Here is a 24,889-nt window from a genome sequence, read left to right as displayed (position 1 = left end):
TTTCACAAGGCGCTTTTGCATTCCAATGGCCAGCGCGGGTCACTGCATCTGTTTCAGATTCCCGATGCGCACCAGCATTTCCGTGAACATCTGCATGTCGGCGCGCAGGTCGGGCAGCTCCTTGTATTCGAGCGCGTTGTGCGCCGTGTACTTCTTGCCGGGCATGGCAGGGCCGAAGTTGATGGCGTTGGGCATGAGCTTGGCCGTGGTGCTGCCGGCCGTGGCCACGGGCCTGGCGTCCAGGCCCGTGGTGTCGCCGAAGATGTTGAGCAGGGTGGACAGCCAGGCGCCCTTGGGGTCGCGCGCCATCCAGTTGCCCTGGGTGTATTGCAGGGTCAGGGGGACCTTGGCGGCCGCGCTCCAGCGGGTGATGCGTTGCTCGACTTCGGTGCGCAGTTGCTCGGGCGTCTTGCCGCGCGGCATGCGCACGTTGGTGGTGATTTCCAGCTTGCCGTCTGCCGCCTTGATGAGGTTGGGCGACAGGGTCAGCGGGCCCATGAAGTCGTCGGCATAGGCAACGCCCAGCTGCTTGCCGAAGTAGTCGAGGCCGAAGGCGCCGTTGATGTAGCGCAGGGCGTTGCTGTAGGCATTGGGCTGGACCAGGGCCACGCCATCGGTGGGCATGAGCACCTGCTGCAGGAACAGCGTCAGGCGCGGCACGGGGTTGACGCCCTCCTCAGGACGCGAGCCGTGGGCCGATGTGCCCGTGACCTTGACGGTGGCGGCCGTGCCGCTGCGCTGGATGTCGATGGTGAACGGCCCGCCCTGCCCTGCATAGCTGGTGGTGAAGTCCCCCTTGGCCGCCTGCAGGCGCGCGGCGATGGCCTCGATGGCGGCCTCGTCGCCGGCCGTGATGGTGGCCGTGGCGGTCTGGGCAATGGCGTTGGCCGATGCGGCGCCGGCCATGGCGGTGATGGCGGGCTGGGCGGAGTCGGTCTTCACGTCGTCGAACACGGCCTTGAGCGCGCCCGAGCCTTTTTCCGCAACGACGGCGGGGTACTTGCTGTCCAGCACGATGTTGTAGGCGGGCAGCGTGGTCTTGCCCTGGTAGTACTTCATGGCGTCGCCGCCGGTTTCCTCGGTGGTCTCGATCATGAGGCGTATGCCGCGCGACAGGGGCAGGCCGCTGTCCTTGACGGCCTTCATGGCGAACAGCACGGTGGCGATGGAGCCCTTGTCGTCGATGGTGCCGCGCCCGTAGAGCTTGTCGCCCACGCGCGTGACCTTGAAGGGGTCGATGGCCTGGCCATCCAGCACCCATTCGGCGGGGACGACAGGCACGACGTCCGCATGGGTGAGGATGCCGAATTCATCGGTGCCCGAAGCGCCTGCCGCTCCCCCGGCGTTCGCAGGCAGGGTGACCTCGAAGATGCGGTTGTCCACGTTGCGGTACTGCAGGCCGAAGTCCCTGGCCATCTGCTGCACCAGTTCGCCAAAGGCCAGGATGGCCGGGCTTTCGTGCGGCGGCACCTTGGGGTCGCGCACCGTGGGCAGGGCGACCATGCGCTCGATGCTGGCCAGCACGGCCCGCTCCTGCGTGAGCCGCGTGTACAGGCCCAGCAGGCGGGCGATGTGGTCGAGGTCCTCCCCCGCAAGCGCCTGGCCTGCCGCATGGCGCTGCACGGCCTTGGCGATGACGGGCTGGGCGGCTGCAGCCTGTTTCAGAAAGCTGGCGAAGTCGGCAGGTGCGGGCTGGGCCTGGGCCAGCGCGTCCAGCGCGGGCTTGCTGAGGGTGTCGGCGCCGGCCGCGCCGCTCCACGCCAGGGCCATGCTCATGGCAAGGGCCAGGGTGGAGGCTTTGAACGGATGGTTCTTCATGGTCGGTCTGTCGATGAATGCTGAGGCCGCAAGAATACGGGCTTTGCAAGCCTTTCCCGGCCAGGCCGTGCTCGCAGATCGCGCCAGAATCCGCCCCAGAACCGCAGGTCTGCAGCAGGTCTGTGGCAGCTATGTGGCCGCGGCCGGGGCGATCGACAACGGAATGGTCACAGGCCCGTCGTTGAGCAGGTGCACCTGCATGTCGGCCCCGAAACGCCCCGTGGCGACTTCGGGGTGCAGGGCACGCGCCCGCTGGACGATGTAGTCGTACAGGCGCTCGCCCTCGGCCGGTGGTGCGGCGCGCGTGAAGCTGGGGCGATTGCCGCCGCCGGTATCGGCCGCCAGCGTGAACTGGCTGACGATGAGCAGGCCCCCGCAGGCGCCCTGCCCGTCCAGGTCCTGCACGCTGCGGTTCATCTTGCCCGCATCGTCGGCAAAGATGCGCAGCTTGAGCATCTTGGCCAGCAGCTTGTCGGCCTCGGCCTCGGTGTCGCCGCGCTCGGCGCAGACCAGGGCCAGCAGGCCGGGGCCTATGCTGCCGGCGACCTGGCCGTCGATTTCCACGCGCGCATGTTTCACGCGCTGCAGGATGCTGATCATTGTTTGGGGTTCTTGTCGGTGGAGGGGGAAGGAGTGTCCGCCTGGCCTGCCGCCTCGATGGCGATTTCCATGGCGGTCTGCATGCCCAGGGGCAGCAGCTCGATGCGCGCATACAGGCCGGGCACGGCCTGCAGCAGTTCGGCCTCGATCTCGGTGCGCAGCCGGGCAGCGCGGGCCACGCTCCAGTCGCCGGGCACATGCATGTGCAGGTCGGCAAAGCTGCGCTCGCCGGCACGCCGGCTGGAGATGTTGTCGAAGACCACGCCCTGCTCGCGGTGCGCGTGGCGGTCCAGCACGGTGTCGATGCGCAGGCGCTCGGGCGCGTCCAGCGCCTGGTCCATCAGGCCCTGGGAAGACTGCCAGACCAGTTGCGCGCCCTGCACGCAGATGTTGATCGCAACCCCGATGGCCACGGCCGCGTCCAGCCACAGCCATCCCGTCAGCGATGCACCGATCAGGCCGATGACGACACCGGCCGAGGTCCAGACATCGGTGAGCAGGTGGCGGGCATCTCCCTCCAGCGCCATGGAGCGGTGCTGGCGCGCCGAACGCAGCATGGCCACGGCCAGCAGCCCGTTGAGCGCGGAGCTGACCACGGACAGCGCCAGGCCCCAGCCCAGTTGCTCCAGCGGCTGCGGGTTCCACAGCCGCGCCAGCGCCGCCCAGGCGATGGCCAGGCTGGCGCCGATGACCAGAATGCCCTCGAAGCCCGCAGAGAAGTACTCGGCCTTGTGGTGCCCATAGGGATGGTCGGTGTCGGCCGGCCGCTTGGCGATGGTGACCATGGTCAGCGCGAACACGGCACCGGCCAGGTTGACGAAGGATTCGAGCGCATCCGACAGCAGGCCCACCGAGCCCGTGAGCCACCAGGCCAAGGTCTTGAGCACGATGGTCAGCAGCGCCACGACCACCGAGATGCGCAGCAGGCTGTGCGGCGCCATCCAGTCGGGTGCGTTGGCGGTAGATGGAGTGGATTCGGCCATGCTGCGCTGCGATAGGTGGGGGTGCTGCGGATTAGACCACTGCCTGCGCGGGCCGCATGCCAGAATCCGCGCCATGAACTGGTGGCGACATGCGGCATGGTGGATGCTGGCCTGGGCCGTGGCCGCAGGCTGCGGCGCGGCCTGGCTGGCGCATGGGCGCCTGCAGTCGCTGCGCGAGGTCTTCGACACCGATGCCCGCATCGCCCACCGGCTGCTGAGCCAGCGCATGGTGCAGCACGATGCCATCCTGGGCACGCTGGCGCTGCTGCAGCCGCGCCAGCCCGCGCCCGACCAGGCCTCATGGAAGCAGTTGCCGCGCCTGTATCCGCAGGTGCTGGATGTGGCGCGCCGCTCGGCCGCCGCAGGCGAGTCCTGGCGCGCGCCCTGGCCGCACGGCATGTCCGAGGCCGAGCGCCGCTCCCAGGCCAGCGGCCATGCCGAACTGGCCCTGGCCGATCTGGCCCGGGACCGCCTGTACCTGGTGCAGGCCGGGCTGCCGGCCAGCTATGCATTGCTGCTGGACCTGCGCGCCACCATTCCCGCCGACGAATGGCCCATGCCACCGGCCACCAGCCCGGTGCGCGCCTGGCTGGCCCTGGGCGGCCAGGAGTTCCTGATCCAGCCAGGCCGCACCGGCGCGCAAGGCTGGAGCACATGGTCCTGGGAGGTCAGCAAGACCCTGGCCTCGCCCAGCCAGCCGCTGGTGCTGTACCTGCGCCAGCCGCTGGACGCCTCGGTGCTGCCCTGGGCGGCCATGCTGGGCTGGGCCCTGGGCTGCGCGCTGGCCGTGGCCGCGCTGCGCGCCCTGCTGCGCCAGCGCGTGGCCCGCCGCCGCGCCGAGCAATTGCTGCAGCTGGGCCAGGTGGCGCGGCTCAATACGCTGGGCGAACTGGCCGCCGGCATGGCACATGAACTGAACCAGCCGCTGACGGCGGTGCTCTCCAACAGCCAGGCCGCGCGCCGCCTGCTGGCCGAGGACCCGCCCGAGATGGACGCCGCCCGCCAGGCCATGACGCAGGCGGCAGAGCAGGCCAAGCGCGCATCGGCCGTGGTAGGCCGGCTGCGCCGCCTGGTGGAGCAACCGGGCCTTGCGCCCCAGGCCGAGCCGCTGGATCTGAACCAGGCCGTTGCCGAAGCGCTTTATCTTCTGGAGCCCGAGCTGCGGCGCCGCCAGGTCCAGGTCAAGGTGCAGATGAAAGTGCAGGCCGCCGATCTTCCCGCCGCCCAGGCCGACCCCGTGGCCGTGCAGCAGATACTGCACAACCTGCTGGTCAACGCGCTGCAGGCCATGCACGAGCAGCCGCCCGCAACACGCCATCTGCGGGTGGAACTGGAACGACGCGACACCCGCCTGCTGGTGGCGGTGCAGGACAGCGGACCCGGCGTGGCGCCCGAGATGCGCCAGCGCCTGTTCACCCCGTTTGCCACGGGCCGCGCCCAGGGGCTGGGACTGGGCCTGACGCTGAGCCAGAGCCTGGCCGAATCCATGGGCGGCAGCCTGGAGCTGGCCGCCTCGGGACCGGGCAGCGGAGCCCGCTTCGAGTTGCTGCTGCCTGCGGCGTGCGCCAGTGCATGCGCCAATGCATCCACGGCACGCGCCGCCCCCACCGCATCCACACCACCACCACCGAACCCATGACTGCCGCGCCTGCCCAAGACCTGTCCCCGCTGATCCATCTGGTCGATGACGACGAGGCCGTGCGCGACAGCCTGGCCCTGCTGATCGGCACCGTGGGCCTGCGCGTGCAGTGCTGGGCCGATCCGCTGGCCTTTCTCGAAGGGCTGGACCGCCAGGGCATAGGCGCCATCGTGATGGACGTGCGCATGCCCGGCATTGGCGGACTGGCCCTGCTGGGCCGTCTGGTGGAGCAGGGCGTGGACCAGCCCGTGATCATGCTCACCGGCCATGGCACGGTGGACATGTGCCGGCGCGCCTTCAAGGCCGGCGCGGCCGAGTTCCTGGAAAAGCCCGTGGACGACGAAGTGCTGATCGACGCGCTGCAAGGCGCCGTGCGCCAGCATGTGCAGTCGCGCGAACGCCAGCAGGCCGACCGCGATGCGCAGCAGCGCTTCGCCCAGCTCTCGGCACGCGAGCGCGAGGTGCTGGCGCTGATCGTGCAGGGCCTGACCAACAAGGAGATAGGCCGCAGCCTGGAGCTGTCGCCGCGCACGGTGGAAACGCACCGGGCCAACCTCTTCGCCAAGCTGGAGGCGCCCAGCCTGGCCCAGCTCATACGCCGCTACGCCAGCCTGGCGGACACGGCGGCAGGCGCCTGAAGCGCCACCGCCTCGCCCAGCGCGCCTGGCTTCTCCGTATTTCTACGCAGCGCCGCGCGTAGCCGTCCGAATGGTGCGCGGCGGCGGCATTTTCTACAGTGCATGCATGCCGTCCGGGCTTGTGGCCCGGGCCGTACTGCCCCCCAAGGAGAAGACCATGCAACGCCACGCCACCAAGCTCGCCACCCTCGCTGCCCTGACCCTGGGCCTGATCACCACCGCCGCCCAGGCCGAGGCCGTGCGCACGGAAAAGAACATGTCGCTGGAGCTGGCCAACCAGATCGCCGCACGCAGCGTGGCCGCCTGCGCCGCCGATGGCTATGCCGTCACCGCCACCGTGGTGGACCGCGCCGGTACCGTGCGCGCCGTGCAGCGCGCCGACAATGCCGGCCCCCACACGCTGGAGGCCAGCCGGCTGAAAGCCTATACGGCCGCATCGGCCAAGAACAGCACGCTGGCCATCATGGAAGGCGCGCAGAAGAACCCCGGCGCCGCCAACCTGGTGAACATTCCCGGCTACCTGCTGCTGGGCGGCGGCCTGCCGGTGAAGGTGGGCAACGAGGTGATCGGCGCCGTGGGCATCGGCGGCGCGCCCGGCGGCCACCTGGATGACAAGTGCGCCCAGACGGCACTGGGCCAGGTGCAGGACCTGCTCAAGTAAAGAAGCCGCGCCATCCGTGATGCGGCGCTGCAAAAAAAAGACAGGCCGCCACGGCCGGCCCTGATGCTCGACAGCCGCACGCGCTCCCTCGCGTCAGCGGCCGCTCACCCTCGTACAAGAGTGCTATCAAAATCTCGGCGATTCCGCTATAAATCCCCAGCGAGGGGGACGAATGCCAGAGAACGTCGATGCGCAAACCACGGGGCCCAACGATACGCTGCTGCGGCTGATAGCAGATACGGCTCCGGCCATGCTGGCCTATTTCGATGCGCACACGCTGCGCTGCCGCTTCGCCAACATCAACTACGCACGCAATTTCGGATTGACGCCCGCCGAGGCCGTCGGCAAGACCGTGCGCGAGATCGTGGGCGAAGCCGCGTGGCAGCTCATCGCAGAGCATGTGGAGCGCGGCCTGCGCGGCGAACATGTGCGCTACGAGCGCGAGGTGCCCCGGCCGGATGGACCGCCTCGCCATATCGAATCGCTGCTGATGCCGCACTTCGAGCACGGGCAGCTGCAGGGCGCCGTGGTGCAGATCACCGACGTGAGCCACCACCACCATGTGGCGCAGAAGGTGCGCGACAGCGAAGAGCGCATGCGCAAGTTCACCGAGGTCACGACCGAGGCCATCGTCATGCACCGCGACGGCCTGATCATCGACGGCAACGAGGCCCTGTCACGCCTGGCCGGCTACACGCTGGACGAGCTGACCGGCCGCCCCATCCTCGACTACATCTGCCCCGAGTTCCGCCTCTATGCGCTGCAATACATGCGCAGCGGCCGCGAGGACCGCTTCGACGGCGCCATCCAGCACAAGGAGGGCCACCGCATCCCCGTGGAGATCGAGGCCAAGACCATGCCGGCCGAGGGCGGGCCCTACCGCATCGTGCTGGTGCGCGACATCACGCTGCGCCAGCTGGCGCAGGAGCGCATGGACTTCCTGGCCCAGCACGACCAGCTCACCCAACTGCCCAACCGCGTGCGCCTGATCCAGATGCTGCGCCAGGCGCTGTCGCTGGCCTCGGTCAAGCGGCGCGCCCTGGCCGTGCTCATCATCGACCTGGACCACTTCAAGACCATCAACGACTCGCTGGGCCACCAGGCCGGCGACCTGCTGCTGTGCGAGGTCGCCCAGCGCCTGCGCGGCAGCGTGCGCGCCCATGACCTGGTGGCGCGCGTGGGCGGCGACGAGTTCGTGGTCGTGCTCACCGACGACCCCGATCCGCAGGAGGCCGAAACCCAGGCCAGCCACCTGCAGCGCATCATCGAGGTGCCCTGCACCATCGATGGCACGCCGCTGGTGATCTCGCCGTGCATGGGCATCGCCATGTCCCCCGGCGACGGGAAAACCGCCGAAGAACTGCTCAACCGCGCCGAAAGCGCCATGCACATGGCCAAGGACAGCGGCCGCCGCAACCTGCAGTTCTATGCACCCGCCCAGGACGGCCAGGCCACCCAGGCCCAGATGCTGATGCAGGAGCAGCAGCTGCGCGGCGCGCTGGAGCGCGGCGAGTTCGAGCTGTACTACCAGCCCCAGACCTTCACGGCCGATGGCCGGCTGGCGGGCTTCGAGGCCCTGGTGCGCTGGCGCCACCCGCAGCGCGGCCTGGTCCTGCCCGGCGAGTTCATCGGCTTTGCCGAGGCGCGCGGCCTGATCTCGGCCATAGACCACTGGGTGCTGCGCGAGGCCTGCCGCCAGGCGCGCCAGTGGCAGGACGAGGGCCTGGCGCCGGTGCCGCTGTCCGTGAACCTCTCGGCGTTGGAATTCCGCCAGCGCGACATGGCGCGCGAGGTGGCACAGGTGCTGGAAGAAACGGGGCTGGAGGCGCGCTGGCTGCACATCGAACTGACCGAATCCACGCTGATGCACACCAGCGGGCAGGTGCAGGACACCTTGCAGGCGCTGCAGGCCCTGGGCGTGGGCCTGGCCATCGACGACTTCGGCACCGGCTACTCCTCGCTGGCCTACCTGCGCCGCCACCCGATCAACCAGCTCAAGATAGACCGCTCCTTCATCGCCGACGTCCCCGATAGCGAGGACGACACGGCCATCGTCACCGCCATCGTGCAGATGGGCCACAGCCTGCACCTGGACATCGTGGCGGAAGGCGTGGAAACACCGGCCCAATTGGCGCTTTTGCGGGAGCTGGGCTGCGGCATGATGCAGGGATACCTTGTGGCGCCGCCCCTGCCGGCCGAGAGGGCGCGCGCCTGGCAATTGCACAACAGTCATCCAGTCCAACGACAATAGCCCATGGTTTTGCTTCACAACCCCTCGCAGGCCTCCAGGGCCGCAGCCACCTTGCACACCGACCCACAGCGGGCCCTGGAGCACGTACAGCAGATCTACCGGGAGCAGATAGAGCACCTTCGCTCGAACATGCAGCGCTTCGTCTCCGGCGAAACCCCGGCCGCGCCCGTCCACGCCTACTACCCCTTCGTTCGCATGCACACGAGCACCGTGTCGCGCGCCGACACGCAACTGGCCTACGGCTTCGTCGAGGGCCCGGGCACGCACGAGGCCACGCTCACGCGGCCCGACCTGTTCTCGCGCTACTACGCCGAGCAGTTCCGCCTGCTGATCAAGAGCCACGGCGTGCCGCTGGAGGTGGGCCTGAGCGACAAGCCCATCCCCATCCACTTCTCGTTCGCCGAGAACGACCACATCGAGGGAACGCTGACGCGCGAGCGGCGCCAGCTGATGCGCGATGTGTTCGACCTGCCCGACCTCGAGGCCATGGACGACGGCATCGCCAACGGCACCTGGCGCCCCCAGCCGGGCGAGGCCCTGCCGCTGTCGCTGTTCACGGCCCCGCGCGTGGACTATTCGCTGCACCGCCTGCGCCACTACACGGGCACCCAGCCCGAGTGGTTCCAGAACTTCGTGCTGTTCACCAACTACCAGTTCTACATCGACGAATTCATCCGCCTGGGCCACGCCGAAATGGCCAGGGAAGACAGCGAGTACGTGGCCTTCATCGAGCCCGGCAACGTGGTCACGCGCCGCACCGGCCTGCCGGCCCAGCCCAATGACGAGCTGGGCACGCCGCCGCCGCGCCTGCCGCAGATGCCGGCCTACCACCTGGTGCGCGCCGACCACAGCGGCATCACCATGGTCAACATCGGCGTGGGCCCGGCCAACGCCAAGACCATCACCGACCACATCGCCGTGCTGCGCCCGCATGCCTGGATGATGCTGGGCCACTGCGCGGGCCTGCGCAACAGCCAGCAGCTGGGCGACTACGTGCTGGCCCATGCCTATGTGCGCGAGGACCATGTGCTGGACGAGGAGCTGCCGCTGTGGGTGCCCATTCCCGCGCTGGCCGAGATCCAGCTGGCCCTGCAGCAGGCCGTGGCCGACGTCACGCAGATGGACGGACCCGACCTCAAGCGCATCATGCGCACCGGCACCGTGGCCAGCACCGACAACCGCAACTGGGAACTGCTGCCCAACAACCTGCCCCAGCTGCGCTTCAGCCAGAGCCGCGCCGTGGCGCTGGACATGGAAAGCGCCACCATCGCGGCCAACGGCTTCCGCTTCCGCGTGCCCTATGGAACGCTGCTGTGCGTGTCCGACAAGCCGCTGCACGGCGAGATCAAGCTGCCCGGCATGGCCAACCACTTCTACCGCGAGCGCGTGGACCAGCATCTGCGCATCGGCATGCGCGCCATCGACATCCTGCGCGAGGGCGGCACCCAGCGCCTGCACAGCCGCAAGCTGCGCAGCTTTGCGGAGGTGGCGTTCCAGTAAGCGAGCGTTGCCCGCTCCTGCGTTTCGCCTCTCGCCTCGCACCGCCATCCAGGGACGTCCATGCCCTCCACGCTGCCGCCCCTGGACTTTTTCTCCATGACCGCGGTCGTGGCCATGAACATGATGGCCATGTCGGCCGCCCTGCCCCTGGCCATGGGCCGGCGCGTCAGCGGCGCCGCGCGCCATGCCCAGCATTTCTTCCTGATCCAGGCCGGGGCCTGGATCTGCATCCTGATCGCCAGCCGCCTGCCGCATGGCCTGCTCTGGCGCGATCTTCTGTCGCTGGGCGCCGCCGTCTGCGCGGCCTGCGCCCAATGGCAAATGGTGCGCGCCCTGCGCGAATGGCTGGGGCCGCGCCCGCGCTGGCTGGAGTGGGGGCTGATCGCACTGTGCGTGCTGGGACCGCTGGGCTTTGCCCTGCTGCTGCCGCAAACGGCCCTGCGCACCGGCTGGTTCAGCGCCACCCACGGACTGAGCCTGGTAGCCCTGGCCGGCCTGTGCCTGGGCCCGCGCCGGCCCGTGGCGCGCAGCTGGCGCTACCTGATGTGCGGCGTGGCCGCCTTCATGGGATTGATGCTCTTGCTGCGCAGCTACCTGGCCCTGGCCACGCCCTTCCTGCCCAGCTTCACCGCGGACAGCGGCGCCAACCAGATCTTCGCCCTGCTGACCACGCTGAGCAGCACGCTTCTGATGGTGGCCGTGCTCGTGGCCTGGCGCGACGAGACCAGCCAGCAACTGCGCGACCTGGCCTTGCAGGACATGCTCACCGGGCTGCCCAACCGCCGCGCCCTGCTGGAGCGTGCACCCGCCATGCTGGCCCATGCCCAGCGCCACCGGCAGCCCCTGGCCCTGGTGATGCTGGACCTGGACCACTTCAAGCATGTCAACGACGAATACGGCCATGCCGTGGGCGACCAGACGCTGTGCCTGTTCGCCCGCCTGCTGCAGCAGCAGCTGCGCAGTGACGAGATCGCCGCGCGCTGGGGCGGTGAGGAGTTCTGCCTGCTGCTCTACACCACGGAGGACGGCGTGGACACCCTGTGCACCCGCCTGCAGTCCGCGCTACTGCAGGCCTCGCGCAAGGTGCTGGGCTTCGAAGTCCGCTTCAGCGCCGGCTGCGCCCACGCACCCCAGGTCTGGAACGGCCTGTGCCTGGAACTGATGCTGGCCCCCGCAGACGCCGCCCTCTACGCCGCCAAGCGCCGCGGGCGCGATTGCTGGACGCAGGTGCGGCTGAGTCCGGCGGCCGCGTCCGAGGCCCAGGGGACGCAGCAGTCGGCCTCCGCCCCTGAGCAGGCCATGGCGCACGGGCACACGCTCTAGTGGGCGCAGTTGCGGATCATGTCCACCGCCTTCTCCGCAATCATCACCGTGGGCGCATTGGTGTTGCCGCTGACGATGCGCGGCATGACCGAGGCATCGACCACGCGCAGGCCCTTGATGCCGTAGACACGCAGCTGCGCATCGACCACGTCCATGGGCCCCGGCCCCATGCGGCAGCTGCCCACAGGGTGATAAATGGTGTCGGCATGACTGCGGATGAAGGCCTCGATGCCGGCCTCGTCCTGCGCGCCGGCAGAGACCGGCATCTCGCGCCCGCCCAGGGCCGCCAGTGCCGGCTGGGCCAGGATCTCGTGGGCACGGCGCACGCCGTTCACCATGCGCCGCATGTCCTGCGCGTCGGAGAAAAAGGCCGGGTCCACCAGCGGCAGGGCCAGCGGGTCGGCACTGGCCAGGCGCAGGCTGCCGCGGCTGGCCGGCTGCAGCACGCAGACATGCAGCGAATAGCCATGGCCCCAGACCGTCTTGCGCCCGTGGTCCACCAGCTTGGCGACGACGAAGTGCAGCTGCAGATCGGGCGCAGCCTCGCCAGGGCTGCTGCGGATGAAGCCTCCCGCCTCGGCAAAGTTGGTGGTCAGCATGCCGCGCCGCTGGCTGCGCCATTGGCCCACGGCGGCCAGCAATCTGCGCGCACCGCCCAGTGACAGGCCGAAGCTGTCGGTCAGCTGCGCGCCATCGACCACCAGCACCACATCCGGGTGGTCATGCAGATGCGCGCCCACGCCGGGCAGATGGTGGACCACATCGATGCCCAGCGAACGCAGGTGCTCGCCCGGCCCCACGCCAGACAGCATCAGCAACTGGGGCGACAGCAGCGCTCCACCGCTGAGCAGCACCTCGCGACGGCAGTGCAGTTGCTGCACCGTACCGCCCTGCAGGTACTCCACGCCCACGGCGCGCCGGCCCTCGAACAGAATGCGCAGCACCTGGGCACCCGTTTCCACGCGCAGATTGGGCCTGGCACGGTGCGGTGCCAGATAGGCCTTGGCGACGTGGTGGCGCTCGCCGTGGCGCTGGGTGACCTGGTACAGGCCCACGCCCTCCTGCGCCTGGCCGTTGAAATCCGCGTTGTGCGCATGGCCGGCCTGCACGCCCGCCTGCACGAAGGCCCGGGACAGCGGGTTGGGATCGCGCAGGTCGGCCACGTTCAGCGGCCCGCCCGCGCCATGCCAGGCATCGGCGCCGCGCTCGTTGTGTTCGGCACGCAGGAAATAGGGCAGCACCTCGTTCCAGCTCCAGCCCGGGTTGCCCTGGGCCGCCCAGTGGTCGTAGTCGGCCGGCTGGCCGCGCACATAGACCATGGCATTGACCGCGCTGGAGCCGCCCAGCACCTTGCCGCGCGGTTGGTGGCCGCGCCGCCCGCCCAGGCCCGGCTGGGGCACGGTGGACAGGCCCCAGCTGTGGCGACCGCCCTTGGCCATGGCGGCCATGCCCGCCGGACAGTGGATGAGCACGCTGGAATCGGGGGCCCCGGCCTCCAGCAGCGCCACCTGCGTCTCGGCCTCCTCGCTGAGCCGGCCCGCCAGCACCGAGCCCGCCGATCCCCCTCCGATCACGATGTAGTCCAGCATGTCTCTCCTCCCCTGCGGTGTAGCCATCCACTGTTGCAGTCGCCTGCGCGGCGCCGCAAGCCGGGGCAAACCCGGTGGATGCTCCGAATCCCGCTACGATCGCTGGATCGCATTCACGTTCGCATTCACTTTGTTCGTTTGAGGAGATTGACAGTCATGGCAATTCAAACCGTAGGCATCATCGGCGCAGGCACCATGGGCAACGGCATCGCGCAGGCCTGCGCGGTATCGGGCATCGACGTGGTCATGGTGGACATCTCGGAGGCCGCCGTCCAGAAGGGCGTGGCAACCGTCTCGGGCAGCCTGGACCGCCTGATCAAGAAGGAAAAGCTGACCGAAGCCGACAAGGCTGCAGCCCTGGCCCGCATCAAGACATCGACCGACTACGCGGCGCTCCAGGGCGCGCAGCTGGTCATCGAGGCCGCCACCGAGAACTACGAGCTCAAGGTCAAGATCCTCAAGCAGCTGGACGCGCTGCTGGATGCCGACGTCATCGTCGCCACCAACACCTCGTCCATCTCCATCACCCAGTTGGCTGCCGTGACGGGCCGTGCCGACAAGTTCATCGGCATGCACTTCTTCAACCCCGTGCCCATGATGGCGCTGGTGGAGATCATCGTCGGCCTGCAGACCAGCGACGCAACGCACGCCACGGTCAAGGAACTGTCCGAGCGCCTGGGCAAGAGCCCCATCACCGTGAAGAACGCGCCCGGCTTCGTGGTCAACCGCATCCTGGTGCCCATGATCAACGAGGCCTTCTTCGTGCTGGCCGAAGGCCTGGCATCGGCCGAGGACATCGACGCCGGCATGAAGCTGGGCTGCAACCAGCCCATCGGCCCGCTGGCCCTGGCCGACATGATCGGCCTGGACGTGTGCCTGGCCGTGATGGAGGTCTACCTCAAGGAATTCGGCGACAGCAAGTACCGCGCCTGCCCCCTGCTCAAGGAAATGGTGGCCGCCGGCCGCCTGGGCCGCAAGACGGGCCGCGGCGTGTACAGCTACTGATACACGGCCTTTGCCTGCCTGCCGGCCCGCACGGGCCGGCCGTCTTCTGCGCGACTGCGCCCTCCAGCGGCCTGCTCTAAGGTCCATGCGCAGGAGACAACCATGGACATCAACACCCCCACCCCGCCGCCCGAAGGCTGCATCAGCTGCGAAGTGCGCGGCCATGTGCTGCTGATCGGCATCAACCGCCCCGCCAAGCGCAACGGCTGGACGCCGCCCATGTTCCAGCAGCTGGCCGAGGCCTATACGCGCCTGGACGACGATCCAGAGTTGCGCGTGGGCGTGCTGCATGCGTTTGGCAGCCATTTCACGGCGGGGCTGGACCTGCCGGTGATGGCGGAGTACCTGCGCTCGGGCAGGAAGGCCATCCCGCAAGGCCTGGTGGAGCCGCACGACTACGGCCTGGTCGGCTACCGGCGCCGCGCCAAGCCCATGGTGGTGGCCGTCAAGGGCATCTGCTTCACGGTGGGCATCGAACTGATGCTGGGAGCCGACATCGTGGTGGCGGCCGATGACTGCCGCTTTTCCCAGCTGGAGGTGCAGCGCTGCATCATGCCCACGGGCGGCGCCACGCTGCGCATGGCCGAGCGTGCGGGCGTGGGCAATGCCATGCTGCACCTGCTCACGGCCGATGAGTTCGACAGCGCCGAGGCCTATCGCCTGAACTTCGTGCAGAAGGTGGTGCCGGCGGGCCAGGAACTGGCCGAGGCCCTGCGCATTGCCGAGCGGATTGCCGCCCAGGCGCCGCAGGCCGTGGTGGCCACGCGACTCAATGTGCTCAAGGCCATCGAGCTGGGCCAGGCCGCCGCCGTGGCCGACTTCATTCCCGTGCAGCAGCGCCTGGCCAGCAGCGAGGATGCCGCCGAAGGCGTGCGCTCCTTCATCGAGAAACGCCCCGCGCGCTTCACGGGCCGATAGGCCTTTCTCGCCCTCCCGATCTTCCCCCTCCGATCTGGAGGGATTTCCCCAGTTAAATTGTGCACAATTTAATTGACAGCAATAATTCAACCCATGCCACGCAACGCCCTGCCCACCGACACCCCCGAGCTTCTGCGCCTGGACAACCAGGTCTGCTTTGCGCTGTACTCGGCGTCGCTGGCCATGACCAAGCTCTACAAGCCCCTGCTCGAGGGCATCGGCCTGACCTATCCGCAGTACCTGGTGATGCTGGTGCTGTGGGAGCGCGACGGCCTGACCGTGTCGGAGATCGGCGAGCAGCTGACCCTGGATTCGGGCACGCTGACGCCGCTGCTCAAGCGGCTCGAAGGCGCGAACCTGCTGGAGCGGGTGCGCGATGCACAGGACGAGCGCCGCGTGCGCATCACGCTCACCCCGCAAGGCCGGGCACTGCGCGATGCGGCTGAAAAGATTCCCGCCTGCGTGCTGCAAAGCACGCAGTGCACGCTGCCCGAGTTGCAGGCGCTGACGCAGCAACTCGGCGCACTGCGCCAGCGGCTGGCGCCGCGCCGCAGCGACTGACAACGGATTGCCGATTTCCTCCACCCGTCCGCACAGCCGGACAACTTTGCAAAAGGAAGACACCATGGCCCAGCTCGAAAAAGTCCTGTACACCGCACGTGCCCACACCACCGGCGGCCGCGACGGCGCCTCGCGCACCGATGACGGACGCCTGGACGTGACCCTTTCCTCGCCAGGCACCAGCGGCACGGGCACCAATCCCGAGCAGCTGTTCGCCGCAGGCTACTCGGCCTGCTTCATCGGCGCCATCAAGGCCGTGGCCGGCAAGCAGAAGATCAGCCTGCCGCAGGACCTGTCCATCGACGCCGAAGTGGACCTGGGCACCATCCCCAACGCCTACGGCATCGCTGCCCGCCTGAAGGTCAGCCTGCCCGGCATGGACAAGGCCGCCGCCCAGGCCCTGGTGGACGCGGCCCACCAGGTCTGCCCCTACTCCAACGCCACGCGCGGCAACATCGACGTGCAGATCACCCTGGCCTGATCAGGCCCAGTCCGGCCTCTGCAGCCATTGCAGCCTGCGACCCCGGAGGTCGTAGCGTGCATGGCAGGTCAACGGGCCGTGCAAGGCGTCGGCCGCATAGCTGACCAGCGCGATCTCGCCCACGGCGGCCTGCCAGTGCTCCAGCACCGGCAGGCCGCTTATCCATTGCAGCACCTGGGCGCGTGGCCAGGCGGCGTTCCAGGCGCCCAGCGTCACATGGGGCACGTAGGGGCGCAGCGCCTCGGTCAGCGCCAGCCCGGGCCTTGCCGGCCTGAGTGCACCATGCAGCATGCCCAGCGTGGGCCCGCCCTGGCTGCTGTCGCGCACCTGCAGATAGGGCGCCATCTCGAAACTGCCCCAGCCGCCGAATTCCAGTTGCAGCGGCGCGGCCGGCAGGTCCTGCAGCGCGTGCAAGTCGCGCGATAGTTCCGCCGCGCCGTAGGCGTCCGGCAGGGCCGCATCGCCATCCAGAAAGCCCGCCGTGGCCAGGGTCACATGCAGTTGCCGCTGGCAGTGCGGAACCAGCGCCGTGCCCAGCAAACGACGTGCCTGCGCACAGGCGGCTTGCACGGCGTCGCGCACGGGCGGGGCCAGCGCCTGCATCGCCACCACCCAGACCGCATAGCGGCCACGGCCGAGGTGCCAATCACTCCAGTCGTCGGATGGCCCGGCCGCGCTGGCAATGGCATGGGATTGCAGGAAATGGGGCAGCAGCGGCACGGCGGGCGAATCGGCAAAGGCTAGGCAGCCGCACAGCTTAAGCCAGCCCCGGCGACAATCGCCCCATGTACGTCACACCGCACGATCCTGATCTGAATGCCGTCCCCGACGACGGCTCGCACGCCTATGCCCGCCTCACGCCCGACGTGGTGCTCGATGCCCTGGCCTCGGTCGGCCTGTGGGGCGACGGCCGGCTCACGGCCCTGGCCTCCTACGAGAACCGCGTCTACCAGGCCGTGCTGGAGGACGGCGAACGCGTTGTGCTGAAGTTCTACCGCCCGGGCCGCTGGAGCCGCGAGCAAATCCTGGAGGAGCATGCCTTCAGCGCCGAGCTGACGGCCGCCGAAGTGCCCGCCGTGCCCCCGCTGGTGCTGGAAGGCGCCACGCTGCACAGCCACGCGGGCTTTGATTTCTCGGTCAGCCCCTGGCGCGGAGGCCGTCCGCCCGAGCTGGACGACTTCGAGGTGCTGGAATGGACCGGCCGCTTCCTGGCGCGCATCCACACCGTGGGCGCGGCCCGGCCCTTTGCGCACCGGCCGGCGCTGGACCTGGCCAGCTTTGGCCAGGATTCCATGCAGTGGCTGCTGGGCCAGCAGCTGATTCCGCTGGAAGTGGAATCCACCTGGAAGGCCGCCTGCCAGCGCGCGCTGGACCTGATGGCACCCGCCGCCGACGGCATGAGCGCGGCCGGCCACTTCGGCCTGCACAGCGCGCGCACGCTGCGCCTGCATGGCGACTGCCATCCCGGCAACGTGCTGTGGACGCCGCTGGACGACGAAGGCCGCGGCGGCCCGCATTTCGTGGACCTGGACGATGCGCGCACCGGCCCGGCCGTGCAGGACCTGTGGATGCTGCTGTCGGGCGACCGGGGCCAGCGCACACGCCAGCTGGGCGCCCTGCTGGATGGCTACGAGCAGTTCCGTCCCTTCGACCGCCGCGAGCTGGCCCTGATCGAGCCGCTGCGCACGCTGCGCCTCATTCACTACAGCGCCTGGCTGGCGCGGCGCCAGGACGATCCGATCTTTGCCATCAACTTCCCCTGGTTCGGCACGCCCGACTACTGGCGCGGACAGGTGGACATGCTCAACGAGCAGATCGAAGCCATGCAGGAAGAGCCTCTATACGCCTGAGGCCACCGGGCCGCCTGCCTCCCGAAGACAGATATCTTTACAAATTGTCCAAGCCCGCGGCGCCCTATCCAGGGCTGCGGGTTCCGGGGTATTCTCGGCCCGAAATCCCATCGGCCATGCCCTACTCCGCCTTCCCACCATCGCTGCCCAACCCGCTACAGCCCTTGCCTGCCGCGCAAAAGGTGCTGGTGGTGGACGACGTTCCGGACAACGCCACCGTCATCTGCCAGGTGATCAAGGATCTGTGCGGCCCGCTTGTGGCCTACACCGGCGAGGAGGCACTGGCCCTGGCCCACCAACACCAGCCCGACCTCATCCTGCTGGACATCCGCATGCCGGAGATGGACGGCTTCGAGGTCTGCCGCCGCCTCAAGGCCGACCTGGAGACCGCGCATATCCCCATCATCTTCCTCACCGCGCTGACCGAGCCCCATTGCGAGGAACTGGGCCTGAACCTGGGCGCCGTGGATTTCGTGACCAAACCCTTTCGCCCGGCCGTGCTCAAGGCACGCGTGCGCACGCATCTGGAGATTGCACAGCAGCGCCAGATGCTGCAGCTGCTGTCGCACAGCGACGGGCTGACGGGCGCGGCCAACCGGCGCTTCTTCGGAGCCCAGCTGGCGCGCGAGTTCATGCGCCTGCAGCGCCTGGGCGAGCCGCTGTCGCTGGTGATGATCGACGTGGACCATTTCAAGGCCTACAACGACCACTACGGCCATCTGGTCGGGGATGAATGCCTGAGCCAGCTGTCCCAGGCCATCCAGGGCGCGCTGCACCGGCCGGGCGATCTGCTGGCGCGCTATGGGGGCGAGGAATTCGTCTGCCTGCTGCCCCATACGGCGCTGGATGGCGCGGTGCTGGTGGCGCAGGGCATCGTCGATGCGCTCAGGGTGCTGGACCTGCCCCATGCCGCCTCGCCCCTGGGCCAGGCGCTGACCGTGAGCCTGGGCGTGGCCTGCATCGCGCCTTCGCCCACCAACAGTGCCCAGCAACTGCTGGCCGATGCCGATCGGCGCCTGTACCTTGCAAAAAACGCTGGTCGCGACCGCATCGTCTGGGCTGGGTGACCGGAAACACCCCCTGAGGCGCTACGCGCCTTCCCCCCGTTGCACGGCGCCTCTCTACTCGCTTCGCGAGGGAGGGGGACGACGCCCTCGGCTGGGCGCCCCCGCCGCGAGGCGGCTCTTGCTTGGCGTCCCTGAGTTGGGCCGTGGCAGTTTCACACAGCGCGATAGAGCCGGCTCAGCAACGTCCATCGACGCGGCAGGTCGGCACGACCTGACCGCTGGCGTCGCGCCATTGCAACTGGCCGGCCGGGGTCTGATGCGGGGCTGCAGGCGCTGGCTCCTGGGCCGGTTGAACGTTGGAACGCTGCGGATCGTGCAGCACGGTGGATGAACCCACGCCCACGCCGACCCGCGCGCCGCCCACGCCCGTGGAGGCGCCCACGCCTGCGCTGCCCAGCACCTGGCCGCTCTGGTTGACGCCGACGCCAACGCCGACCGGGCCCACGCCCGTGCCGACCCCGGCACTCAGCCCGCCGCTGCCCAGCCCCACGCCCACCGACACGGGGCCGACCGGAATGCCGATGCCCACGCCGCCGCCCACCGAGCCGCAGCCGGCCAGCAGCAGCGCGCAGGCACCAAGCGCGGTCCACGCTGCCTTGCGGGATGGCAGGGAGGTCATGAAAGCGGAGGGTGGAACTGGCATGCCGGACTCTCTGGACAAGGGAAAACACAGGGACGGCCACAGGGTACACCCGCCCGCCCGGCGCACGATGCCGGCGGTATGCCCGGGTCCATGCCAGGGGCTCGGAGGCAGCGAAACACCCGGGACACGCGGGTTTCTTAGAATTCACCCATTGGCCTGCGGGTCATTCCAGATTCCATGCGCTCCCGGGCAGTGCCGTGGCGCCACGGCGGCGCCAGGCCCGCGCGGCGCCGCCTCCACCCCGCTGTCCCCTCGCTTTCGCTTTCTTCGCGCTCCTTCTTCTATGCAAACCCGTTGGCCACCCTATGCGTGGGTGTGTTTTTCCATGTGCGTGGGCGTCATGGGCACCGCCCTGGCCAGCCCGCTGTACCCGCTGTACCAGCAGGCCTGGGGGCTGCAGCCCAGCCACATCACGCAGATCTTCGTGGCCTATATGTTCGGCGCGCTGGCCAGCCTGCTGTTCCTGGGCCGGCTGACCGACCGTTTCGGCTTTGTCACCGTGCTGCGCGCCGGGCTGATCCTGATGACGCTGGGCGTGCTGGCCTCCACCGTGGCCTGGAACGTGCCCAGCTTTGCGCTGGGGCGCGTGGTGATCGGCGTGGCTTCGGGGCTGATCACCACCTCGGCCTCGGTGGGCATGACCCGGCTCAACAACCGGGGCGACCTGCAGCGCGCTGCTGCCACCACCAGCCTGACCATCGCCTTCGGCTTCGGGCTGGGCCCCGTGGTGGGCGGGCTGATCGCGCAGTGGCTGCCCTGGCCGCTGGTCACGGCCTACATCCCCTCGCTGGGGCTGGGGCTGCTGGCCGTCTATGCGCTGTACCAGGTGCGCATCGCCGAGCCGGCCGAGCTGGCATCCACCCAGGCACGCGCGCTGCACTGGCGCGATTTCATGCCCACCATCACGCTGCCGGAGCGCCGCTTTGCGCGCCACTACGCGCTGGGCGGCATGTGCGCGTTCTGCGCCTTCGGCATGTTCAGCCTGTTCGCCTCGCTGGCGCCCAGCTTCATGCAGCGCATGGTGCCCTGGCACGGGCCGGCTGTCTCGGGCCTGTCCATCGGCGTGATCCTGTTCCTGTCGGCAGGTTTCCAGTACCTGGCGCGCCCACGCCCGACCAAGGGCTCGGCCATTCTGGGCTTTGCCTGCCTGGTGGCCTGCAACCTTCTGCTGCTGGTCAACAGCTTCGCGGGCTCGGCCCTGCTGTTCGCGCTCAGCGTGATCACCACGGCGGCAGGTCACGGCCTGTGCAACCTGGCGGGCATGTCCATCGTCAACAAGGTCTCCACGCCGGCCACGCGCACGGGCCTGCTGTCCACGTACCTGGTGGTCGGCTACCTGGGCACCATCGTGCCCATCCTGGGCCTGGGCTGGCTCTCGGACCATATCGGCATCACCGAGGCCCTGGTCGCCTACTGCATCGTCATGGGTGCGCTGGCCGGCTGGCTGTGCTGGATGTGCACGCGCACGCCCACGCTGCCCATGCCCAAGCACTAGGGCCTGTTCGCGCCCACGCGCAGGCCTGTTCAGCGAAAGTGCGGCCCCGGCCCGTCTTCGGCCAGGCAGTCGCCGTCATTGCGCAGCGGGCAGACCTTGAGGGACAGGCAGCCGCAGCCTATGCAGCCGTCGATCTGGTCGCGCAGTTGGGTCAGGCCCTGGATGCGCGCATCCAGCGCATGGCGCCAGCGTGCGGACAGCGCGGCCCAGTCGGCCTGCGTGGGCGTGCGGCCGCTGGGCAGGTCCTGCAGCGCCTCGGCAATCTCGGCCAGCGGCACGCCCATGCGCTGGGCCACCTTGATGACCGCCACGCGCCGCAGCACGGCGCGCGCATAGCGGCGCTGGTTGCCGGGCGTGCGCAGGCTCTCGATCAGTCCCTGGCGCTCGTAGAAATGCAGGGCCGAGACGGTGATGCCGCTGCGCCGGGCGACTTCGCCCACGGAAAGGATGGCCGGCCCGTCATGGTCGGACGCGGTGACACCGGCAGAAGACAGATTCATGGCAGCAGGAAAATAGACGCAGGGAAAATAGGTCCAAGCAGGCCTGCATTTGACCTCAACTTTGGTTGAGGTTCCACACTGGCAAGCCTCGCCGGCAGGTCCGGCGCAACCTCAGACTCCAAGCCATACATGCCACACGACGCACTTGCCACCTCCTCGGCACAGCCCGCAGCTTCCACGGCCCCGCAACTGCACCATCTGCAGCCCGCCGGCCTCTACGACGCCACGCCCAACGGCTACACACATGTGGTCACCGTGCACGGGCCGGCGCAATGGGCCTTCGTCTCGGGCCAGGGCGGCGAGAACCAGGCGGGAGACCTGCCCGAGAGCTTCGCGGTGCAGGCGCAGCAGGCCCTGTCCAACCTCAAGCTGGCGCTGCAGGCGGCGGGCGCGGACATGGGCCAGGTGGTCAAGCTGACCCTGCTCATCGTGGACCACTCGGAGGCCCGCTTCAACGACTGGCAGGCCGCCGTACGCCTGCATTGGGGGGATGGCGCCCCCGGCGATGCCCGGCCGCGCTTTCCGGCCTGCACCCTGATCCCCGTGCCCCGGCTGGCCCTGCCCGGCATGCTGATCGAGGTCGATGCCGTGGCCGCGCTGCCCGCCACCGCCCAGCCGGCGCGGCCGCCGCTGTGGGTCTGACCCGTCCGTTTGCCAGCGATCAGCAGATACCACAGGCATTCGTCCGATGAACAGATCCTCCCCGGCCTCCTCCCTGTCCTCACCGTCCATGCAAGCCACCGCCACGCCCGTGCTGCCGCACAGCACCTTGCTGCTCATGGCCACGGCCTGCGGCCTGTGCGCGGGCGCCAATTACTTCAACCAGCCGCTGCTGCACTCCATCGCCATCGACCTGGGCATCAGCGAGGCGCGTGCCTCGCTGACGGTGACCATGGCCCAGGTGTCCTATGCGCTGGGGCTGCTGCTGCTCGTGCCGCTGGGCGACATGCTGGAACGCCGCCGCCTGGTGCTGGGCCTGATGCTGCTGGCCGCGCTGGGCATGCTGGCCAGCGGCATGGCGCACAGCTTTGCGCTGCTGGCGGCGGGCACGCTGATGACGGGGCTGTTCTCGGTCGCGGCCCAGGTGCTGGTGCCCATGGCGGCCAGCTTTGCGGCGCCCGGCGCCAGCGGGCGCGCCGTGGGCCTGGTCATGAGCGGGCTGCTGATCGGCATCCTGGCGGCGCGCAGCGTGGCGGGCGTGCTGTCGCAGCTGGGCGGCTGGAATGCCGTCTACTGGGTGGGCGCGGTGGCCACGGCGGGCGTGGCCCTGCTGCTGCGGCGCGCGCTGCCCCTGGCACGGCCGGCCCAGCGCATCGGCTATGGCGCCGTGATGCGCTCCCTGCTCACGCTGGCGCGCGAGCAGCCGCGCCTGCGCAGCCGGGCGCTGATCGGCGGCATGGGCTTTGCCACGGTGAGCGTGCTGTTCTCGACCATGGCGCTGCTGCTGGCAGGGCCGGGCTACGGGTTCGGCGATGCCCAGATAGGCCTCATCGGCCTGGTCGGCGTGGCCGGCGCCCTCATGGCCAACATGGCAGGGCGCCTGGCCGACCGGGGGCTGGAGCAGCGCACCACGCTGGCTGGCGGCCTGCTGATGCTGGCGGGCTGGGCAGCGCTATGGCTGGGCGGCACCAGCCTGTGGTGGTTTCTGGCGGGGCTGCTCATCGTCGACGCCGCACTGCAGGCCCTGCACATCAGCAACCAGAACGTGATCTACGCGCTGGCGCCCTCGGCGCGCTCGCGCATCAATGCGGTCTACATGACCGGGTACTTCATCGGTGCCTCGCTGGGCTCGGCCGTGGGCTCGACGGTCTGGCTGCACTGGGGGTGGACGGGTGCCAGCGTTGCGGGCCTGGCCCTGAGCCTGGCGACGCTGGCCGTGGTGGCCTGGGACAGAAGCCTGGCACGCCAGGCCAGGGCGCGGGCATAGGAAATCGCACCAGCCAGCGGCACGGCGGCGCAGGAATGCACTGCAAACGTGCCGCTCTCCGCCCCGCGCAAGGCAGCGCACGCACCAATCCGATGCAATTGCGCACCAATAGTGCGCATCCGCCACTGCACCGGATTGGCACGCTAAATGCATGACGAAGGCCGTTACAACCACCACGCCCCGTACCGCCCGTCACGCCCATGTCCGCAGCGCTACCGATCACCGCCGCACCCGCTTGCGCCTCGGGCTGGCAGGCCATGCTGGAGCTGCGCTTCGGGCACCGCGCCGGCCAGGGCAGCGTGCTTTCCCACGCACGCCACAGCGGCCCGCTGCGCGTGCAAAAACCGCTGCACCCCGAAGGTCCCGGCATCTGCCATGCCGTGCTGCTGCATCCGCCCGGCGGCGTGGCCGGCGGCGACCAGTTGCAGATCGATGTGGCCGTGGAGGCCGGCGCCCACGCCCTGCTGACTACGCCCGGCGCCACGCGCTGGTACAAGTCCCAGGGCCGCCCGGCCGCGCAGCGCGTGCGGCTGCGCGTGGAAGAAGGCGCCTTCCTGGAATGGCTGCCGCAGGAAAACATGCTGTTCGCCGGTGCCGACGCCACCATGGCGCTGGACCTGGAGCTTGCCCCGGGCGCGCGCGCCATCGGCTGGGATGCCGTGGTGCTGGGCCGCTATGGCGCCGGCGAGCACTGGAACCACACCGGCGCCGCCCACACCGCTGCCGCGCGCCTGCAGCTTCACAACCGGCTCGCATGCGGCGGACGGCCGCTGTGGCTGGAGCAAGGCGAACTGCACTGCGGCCATGCCCTGCTGTCCAGCCCGGTTGCCTGGGCCGGCTTCCCCATACAGGCCAGCCTCTGGGCCGTGGCCCCGGAACCCCTGGCGGCCATGGAGACATTGAGCGAGCAACTTGCCGCCAGCCTGCCCTGGAGCGATGAGGTGCGCGCCGGCACCAGCCTGCTGGCCGGCCAGGGCGGCGCGCCCTCGGTGCTGCTGCTGCGCGTGCTGGCACGGCGCATGGAGGCGGCACGGGCCGTGCTGCATCAAGGCTGGCGCCTGCTGCGCCCGGCACTGCTGGACATGCCTGCCCGCCCTCCCCGCCTCTGGGCCACCTGATCAACGGAGACTCATCCATGGAACTCACCCCGCGTGAAAAAGACAAGCTGCTGCTGTTCACCGCAGCCCTGGTGGCCGAGCGGCGCAAGGCGCGCGGCCTGAAGCTCAACTACCCCGAGGCCGTGGCGCTGATCAGCGCCGCCGTGCTGGAGTGGGCGCGCGACGGCAGGACCGTGGCCGAGCTCATGCACCTGGGCACCACGGTGCTGACGCGCGCCGATGTGATGGAGGGCATCCCCGAAATGATTCCGGACATCCAGGTCGAAGCCACTTTCCCGGACGGCACCAAGCTGGTCACCGTTCATCACCCGATCGTTTGAGG

General features: G+C 69.3%; 24 protein-coding genes. 17 read left to right on the top strand and 7 right to left on the bottom strand.

What is annotated here, in order from left to right; all coding sequences use genetic code 11:
- Positions 1-39: 39 nt before the first annotated feature.
- The 3 genes from A9976_RS17710 to A9976_RS17700 all read right to left on the bottom strand — a co-directional run bounded on the left by A9976_RS17710 (position 40) and on the right by A9976_RS17700 (position 3,401).
- Complete coding sequence (locus A9976_RS17710; RefSeq protein ID WP_183020085.1) at positions 40-1,818, bottom strand: dipeptidase; 1,779 nt, start codon at positions 1,816-1,818, stop codon at positions 40-42.
- A 129-nt stretch (positions 1,819-1,947) separates the two neighbouring features.
- A complete protein-coding gene (gene dtd / locus A9976_RS17705) occupies positions 1,948-2,418 on the bottom strand; it encodes a D-aminoacyl-tRNA deacylase (protein ID WP_183020084.1) in 471 nt (156 codons plus the stop codon).
- Positions 2,415-3,401, bottom strand: coding sequence for a cation diffusion facilitator family transporter (locus A9976_RS17700; RefSeq protein WP_183020083.1), 987 nt, complete (start codon positions 3,399-3,401; stop codon positions 2,415-2,417). The genes dtd and A9976_RS17700 overlap by 4 nt, the downstream gene beginning before the upstream one ends.
- A gap of 73 nt (positions 3,402-3,474) precedes the next feature.
- Here A9976_RS17700 and A9976_RS17695 point away from each other — a divergent pair, with 73 nt between their 5' ends.
- From A9976_RS17695 to A9976_RS17670, 6 genes are all read left to right on the top strand, one after another.
- Positions 3,475-5,040 carry a sensor histidine kinase gene (locus A9976_RS17695; protein WP_183020082.1) on the top strand — a complete coding sequence of 522 codons (1,566 nt, stop codon included), beginning with the start codon at positions 3,475-3,477 and terminating at the stop codon, positions 5,038-5,040.
- The gene (locus tag A9976_RS17690; RefSeq protein ID WP_013804314.1) at positions 5,037-5,678 is read left to right on the top strand and encodes a response regulator transcription factor; all 642 of its coding nucleotides are present in this window, start codon (positions 5,037-5,039) and stop codon (positions 5,676-5,678) included. Before A9976_RS17695 ends, A9976_RS17690 begins: the two co-directional genes overlap by 4 nt.
- Before the next feature lie 157 nt (positions 5,679-5,835).
- A complete protein-coding gene (locus A9976_RS17685; RefSeq protein WP_013804315.1) occupies positions 5,836-6,339 on the top strand; it encodes a heme-binding protein in 504 nt (167 codons plus the stop codon).
- Positions 6,340-6,511: 172 nt separating this feature from the next.
- Positions 6,512-8,590, top strand: a complete 2,079-nt coding sequence (locus A9976_RS17680) for a bifunctional diguanylate cyclase/phosphodiesterase (protein ID WP_183020081.1) — start codon at positions 6,512-6,514, stop codon at positions 8,588-8,590.
- 3 nt (positions 8,591-8,593) lie between these two features.
- A complete protein-coding gene (locus A9976_RS17675) occupies positions 8,594-10,090 on the top strand; it encodes an AMP nucleosidase (protein ID WP_183020080.1) in 1,497 nt (498 codons plus the stop codon).
- A gap of 60 nt (positions 10,091-10,150) precedes the next feature.
- Positions 10,151-11,413, top strand: a complete 1,263-nt coding sequence (locus tag A9976_RS17670; RefSeq protein ID WP_183020079.1) for a GGDEF domain-containing protein — start codon at positions 10,151-10,153, stop codon at positions 11,411-11,413.
- Here the strand turns inward: A9976_RS17670 and A9976_RS17665 are convergent.
- Positions 11,410-13,002 (bottom strand): GMC family oxidoreductase, encoded by a 1,593-nt coding sequence (locus A9976_RS17665; protein ID WP_183020078.1) that lies wholly within the window; start codon positions 13,000-13,002, stop codon positions 11,410-11,412. The two genes, A9976_RS17670 and A9976_RS17665, sit on opposite strands and share 4 nt — an antisense overlap.
- 156 nt (positions 13,003-13,158) lie before the next feature.
- Between A9976_RS17665 and A9976_RS17660 the strand changes: the two genes are divergently transcribed.
- From A9976_RS17660 to A9976_RS17645, 4 genes are all read left to right on the top strand, one after another.
- Positions 13,159-14,007, top strand: a complete 849-nt coding sequence (locus A9976_RS17660) for a 3-hydroxybutyryl-CoA dehydrogenase (RefSeq protein ID WP_183020077.1) — start codon at positions 13,159-13,161, stop codon at positions 14,005-14,007.
- A 102-nt stretch (positions 14,008-14,109) separates the two neighbouring features.
- Positions 14,110-14,925 (top strand): crotonase/enoyl-CoA hydratase family protein, encoded by an 816-nt coding sequence (locus A9976_RS17655; protein ID WP_012203128.1) that lies wholly within the window; start codon positions 14,110-14,112, stop codon positions 14,923-14,925.
- A 93-nt stretch (positions 14,926-15,018) separates the two neighbouring features.
- Positions 15,019-15,486 carry a MarR family winged helix-turn-helix transcriptional regulator gene (locus A9976_RS17650; protein ID WP_183020076.1) on the top strand — a complete coding sequence of 156 codons (468 nt, stop codon included), beginning with the start codon at positions 15,019-15,021 and terminating at the stop codon, positions 15,484-15,486.
- Positions 15,487-15,550: 64 nt separating this feature from the next.
- On the top strand, positions 15,551-15,967 hold the full coding sequence (locus A9976_RS17645; RefSeq protein WP_183020075.1) for an organic hydroperoxide resistance protein: 417 nt from the start codon (positions 15,551-15,553) through the stop codon (positions 15,965-15,967).
- Here A9976_RS17645 and A9976_RS17640 read toward each other — a convergent pair whose 3' ends face one another.
- Positions 15,968-16,687 (bottom strand): 2'-5' RNA ligase family protein, encoded by a 720-nt coding sequence (locus A9976_RS17640; RefSeq protein WP_183020074.1) that lies wholly within the window; start codon positions 16,685-16,687, stop codon positions 15,968-15,970.
- A 65-nt stretch (positions 16,688-16,752) separates the two neighbouring features.
- Here A9976_RS17640 and A9976_RS17635 point away from each other — a divergent pair, with 65 nt between their 5' ends.
- Together A9976_RS17635 and A9976_RS17630 are read left to right on the top strand one after the other, a co-directional pair.
- Positions 16,753-17,817 (top strand): serine/threonine protein kinase, encoded by a 1,065-nt coding sequence (locus A9976_RS17635; RefSeq protein WP_183020073.1) that lies wholly within the window; start codon positions 16,753-16,755, stop codon positions 17,815-17,817.
- Positions 17,818-17,933: 116 nt separating this feature from the next.
- Entirely contained in the window at positions 17,934-18,884 is a 951-nt protein-coding gene (locus A9976_RS17630; protein WP_183020072.1) for a diguanylate cyclase, read from the top strand.
- 175 nt (positions 18,885-19,059) lie between these two features.
- Here A9976_RS17630 and A9976_RS17625 read toward each other — a convergent pair whose 3' ends face one another.
- Positions 19,060-19,527 carry a hypothetical protein gene (locus A9976_RS17625; RefSeq protein WP_183020071.1) on the bottom strand — a complete coding sequence of 156 codons (468 nt, stop codon included), beginning with the start codon at positions 19,525-19,527 and terminating at the stop codon, positions 19,060-19,062.
- Between the two features lie 325 nt (positions 19,528-19,852).
- On the opposite strand from A9976_RS17625, the gene A9976_RS17620 reads away from it, so the two are divergent.
- Positions 19,853-21,022: an MFS transporter gene (locus A9976_RS17620; protein ID WP_183020216.1), complete on the top strand. Its 1,170-nt coding sequence runs from the start codon at positions 19,853-19,855 to the stop codon at positions 21,020-21,022.
- A gap of 29 nt (positions 21,023-21,051) precedes the next feature.
- On the opposite strand, the gene soxR is transcribed toward A9976_RS17620, so the two are convergent.
- Positions 21,052-21,522, bottom strand: coding sequence for a redox-sensitive transcriptional activator SoxR (gene soxR / locus A9976_RS17615; RefSeq protein WP_012203120.1), 471 nt, complete (start codon positions 21,520-21,522; stop codon positions 21,052-21,054).
- A 129-nt stretch (positions 21,523-21,651) separates the two neighbouring features.
- Here soxR and A9976_RS17610 point away from each other — a divergent pair, with 129 nt between their 5' ends.
- The 4 genes from A9976_RS17610 (at position 21,652) to A9976_RS17595 (ending at position 24,887) form a co-directional block, all read left to right on the top strand.
- A complete protein-coding gene (locus A9976_RS17610) occupies positions 21,652-22,164 on the top strand; it encodes a RidA family protein (protein WP_183020070.1) in 513 nt (170 codons plus the stop codon).
- A gap of 46 nt (positions 22,165-22,210) precedes the next feature.
- On the top strand, positions 22,211-23,449 hold the full coding sequence (locus A9976_RS17605; RefSeq protein WP_183020069.1) for an MFS transporter: 1,239 nt from the start codon (positions 22,211-22,213) through the stop codon (positions 23,447-23,449).
- Between the two features lie 200 nt (positions 23,450-23,649).
- Complete coding sequence (locus A9976_RS17600) at positions 23,650-24,567, top strand: urease accessory protein UreD (RefSeq protein WP_183020068.1); 918 nt, start codon at positions 23,650-23,652, stop codon at positions 24,565-24,567.
- Between the two features lie 17 nt (positions 24,568-24,584).
- Positions 24,585-24,887, top strand: a complete 303-nt coding sequence (locus A9976_RS17595) for an urease subunit gamma (protein ID WP_012203116.1) — start codon at positions 24,585-24,587, stop codon at positions 24,885-24,887.
- Positions 24,888-24,889: the final 2 nt, after the last annotated feature.

The sequence above is a fragment of the Delftia sp. UME58 genome, assembly GCF_014170385.1.
Lineage (GTDB): Bacteria > Pseudomonadota > Gammaproteobacteria > Burkholderiales > Burkholderiaceae_C > Comamonas > Comamonas acidovorans.
The sequence above is the reverse complement of the archived record's forward strand: the minus strand, read 5'-3'. Positions and strand labels throughout refer to the sequence as shown.

Excerpts from the sequence above, each read along its gene's own strand:
- A9976_RS17710 (WP_183020085.1), bottom strand. The coding sequence starts at position 1,818 with ATGAAGAACCATCCGTTCAAAGCCTCCACCCTGGCCCTTGCCATGAGC.
- dtd (WP_183020084.1), bottom strand. The coding sequence starts at position 2,418 with ATGATCAGCATCCTGCAGCGCGTGAAACATGCGCGCGTGGAAATCGAC.
- A9976_RS17700 (WP_183020083.1), bottom strand. The coding sequence starts at position 3,401 with ATGGCCGAATCCACTCCATCTACCGCCAACGCACCCGACTGGATGGCG.
- A9976_RS17695 (WP_183020082.1), top strand. The coding sequence starts at position 3,475 with ATGAACTGGTGGCGACATGCGGCATGGTGGATGCTGGCCTGGGCCGTG.
- A9976_RS17690 (WP_013804314.1), top strand. The coding sequence starts at position 5,037 with ATGACTGCCGCGCCTGCCCAAGACCTGTCCCCGCTGATCCATCTGGTC.
- A9976_RS17685 (WP_013804315.1), top strand. The coding sequence starts at position 5,836 with ATGCAACGCCACGCCACCAAGCTCGCCACCCTCGCTGCCCTGACCCTG.
- A9976_RS17680 (WP_183020081.1), top strand. The coding sequence starts at position 6,512 with ATGCCAGAGAACGTCGATGCGCAAACCACGGGGCCCAACGATACGCTG.
- A9976_RS17675 (WP_183020080.1), top strand. The coding sequence starts at position 8,594 with ATGGTTTTGCTTCACAACCCCTCGCAGGCCTCCAGGGCCGCAGCCACC.
- A9976_RS17670 (WP_183020079.1), top strand. The coding sequence starts at position 10,151 with ATGCCCTCCACGCTGCCGCCCCTGGACTTTTTCTCCATGACCGCGGTC.
- A9976_RS17665 (WP_183020078.1), bottom strand. The coding sequence starts at position 13,002 with ATGCTGGACTACATCGTGATCGGAGGGGGATCGGCGGGCTCGGTGCTG.
- A9976_RS17660 (WP_183020077.1), top strand. The coding sequence starts at position 13,159 with ATGGCAATTCAAACCGTAGGCATCATCGGCGCAGGCACCATGGGCAAC.
- A9976_RS17655 (WP_012203128.1), top strand. The coding sequence starts at position 14,110 with ATGGACATCAACACCCCCACCCCGCCGCCCGAAGGCTGCATCAGCTGC.
- A9976_RS17650 (WP_183020076.1), top strand. The coding sequence starts at position 15,019 with ATGCCACGCAACGCCCTGCCCACCGACACCCCCGAGCTTCTGCGCCTG.
- A9976_RS17645 (WP_183020075.1), top strand. The coding sequence starts at position 15,551 with ATGGCCCAGCTCGAAAAAGTCCTGTACACCGCACGTGCCCACACCACC.
- A9976_RS17635 (WP_183020073.1), top strand. The coding sequence starts at position 16,753 with ATGTACGTCACACCGCACGATCCTGATCTGAATGCCGTCCCCGACGAC.
- A9976_RS17630 (WP_183020072.1), top strand. The coding sequence starts at position 17,934 with ATGCCCTACTCCGCCTTCCCACCATCGCTGCCCAACCCGCTACAGCCC.
- A9976_RS17625 (WP_183020071.1), bottom strand. The coding sequence starts at position 19,527 with ATGCCAGTTCCACCCTCCGCTTTCATGACCTCCCTGCCATCCCGCAAG.
- A9976_RS17620 (WP_183020216.1), top strand. The coding sequence starts at position 19,853 with ATGTGCGTGGGCGTCATGGGCACCGCCCTGGCCAGCCCGCTGTACCCG.
- soxR (WP_012203120.1), bottom strand. The coding sequence starts at position 21,522 with ATGAATCTGTCTTCTGCCGGTGTCACCGCGTCCGACCATGACGGGCCG.
- A9976_RS17610 (WP_183020070.1), top strand. The coding sequence starts at position 21,652 with ATGCCACACGACGCACTTGCCACCTCCTCGGCACAGCCCGCAGCTTCC.
- A9976_RS17605 (WP_183020069.1), top strand. The coding sequence starts at position 22,211 with ATGAACAGATCCTCCCCGGCCTCCTCCCTGTCCTCACCGTCCATGCAA.
- A9976_RS17600 (WP_183020068.1), top strand. The coding sequence starts at position 23,650 with ATGTCCGCAGCGCTACCGATCACCGCCGCACCCGCTTGCGCCTCGGGC.
- A9976_RS17595 (WP_012203116.1), top strand. The coding sequence starts at position 24,585 with ATGGAACTCACCCCGCGTGAAAAAGACAAGCTGCTGCTGTTCACCGCA.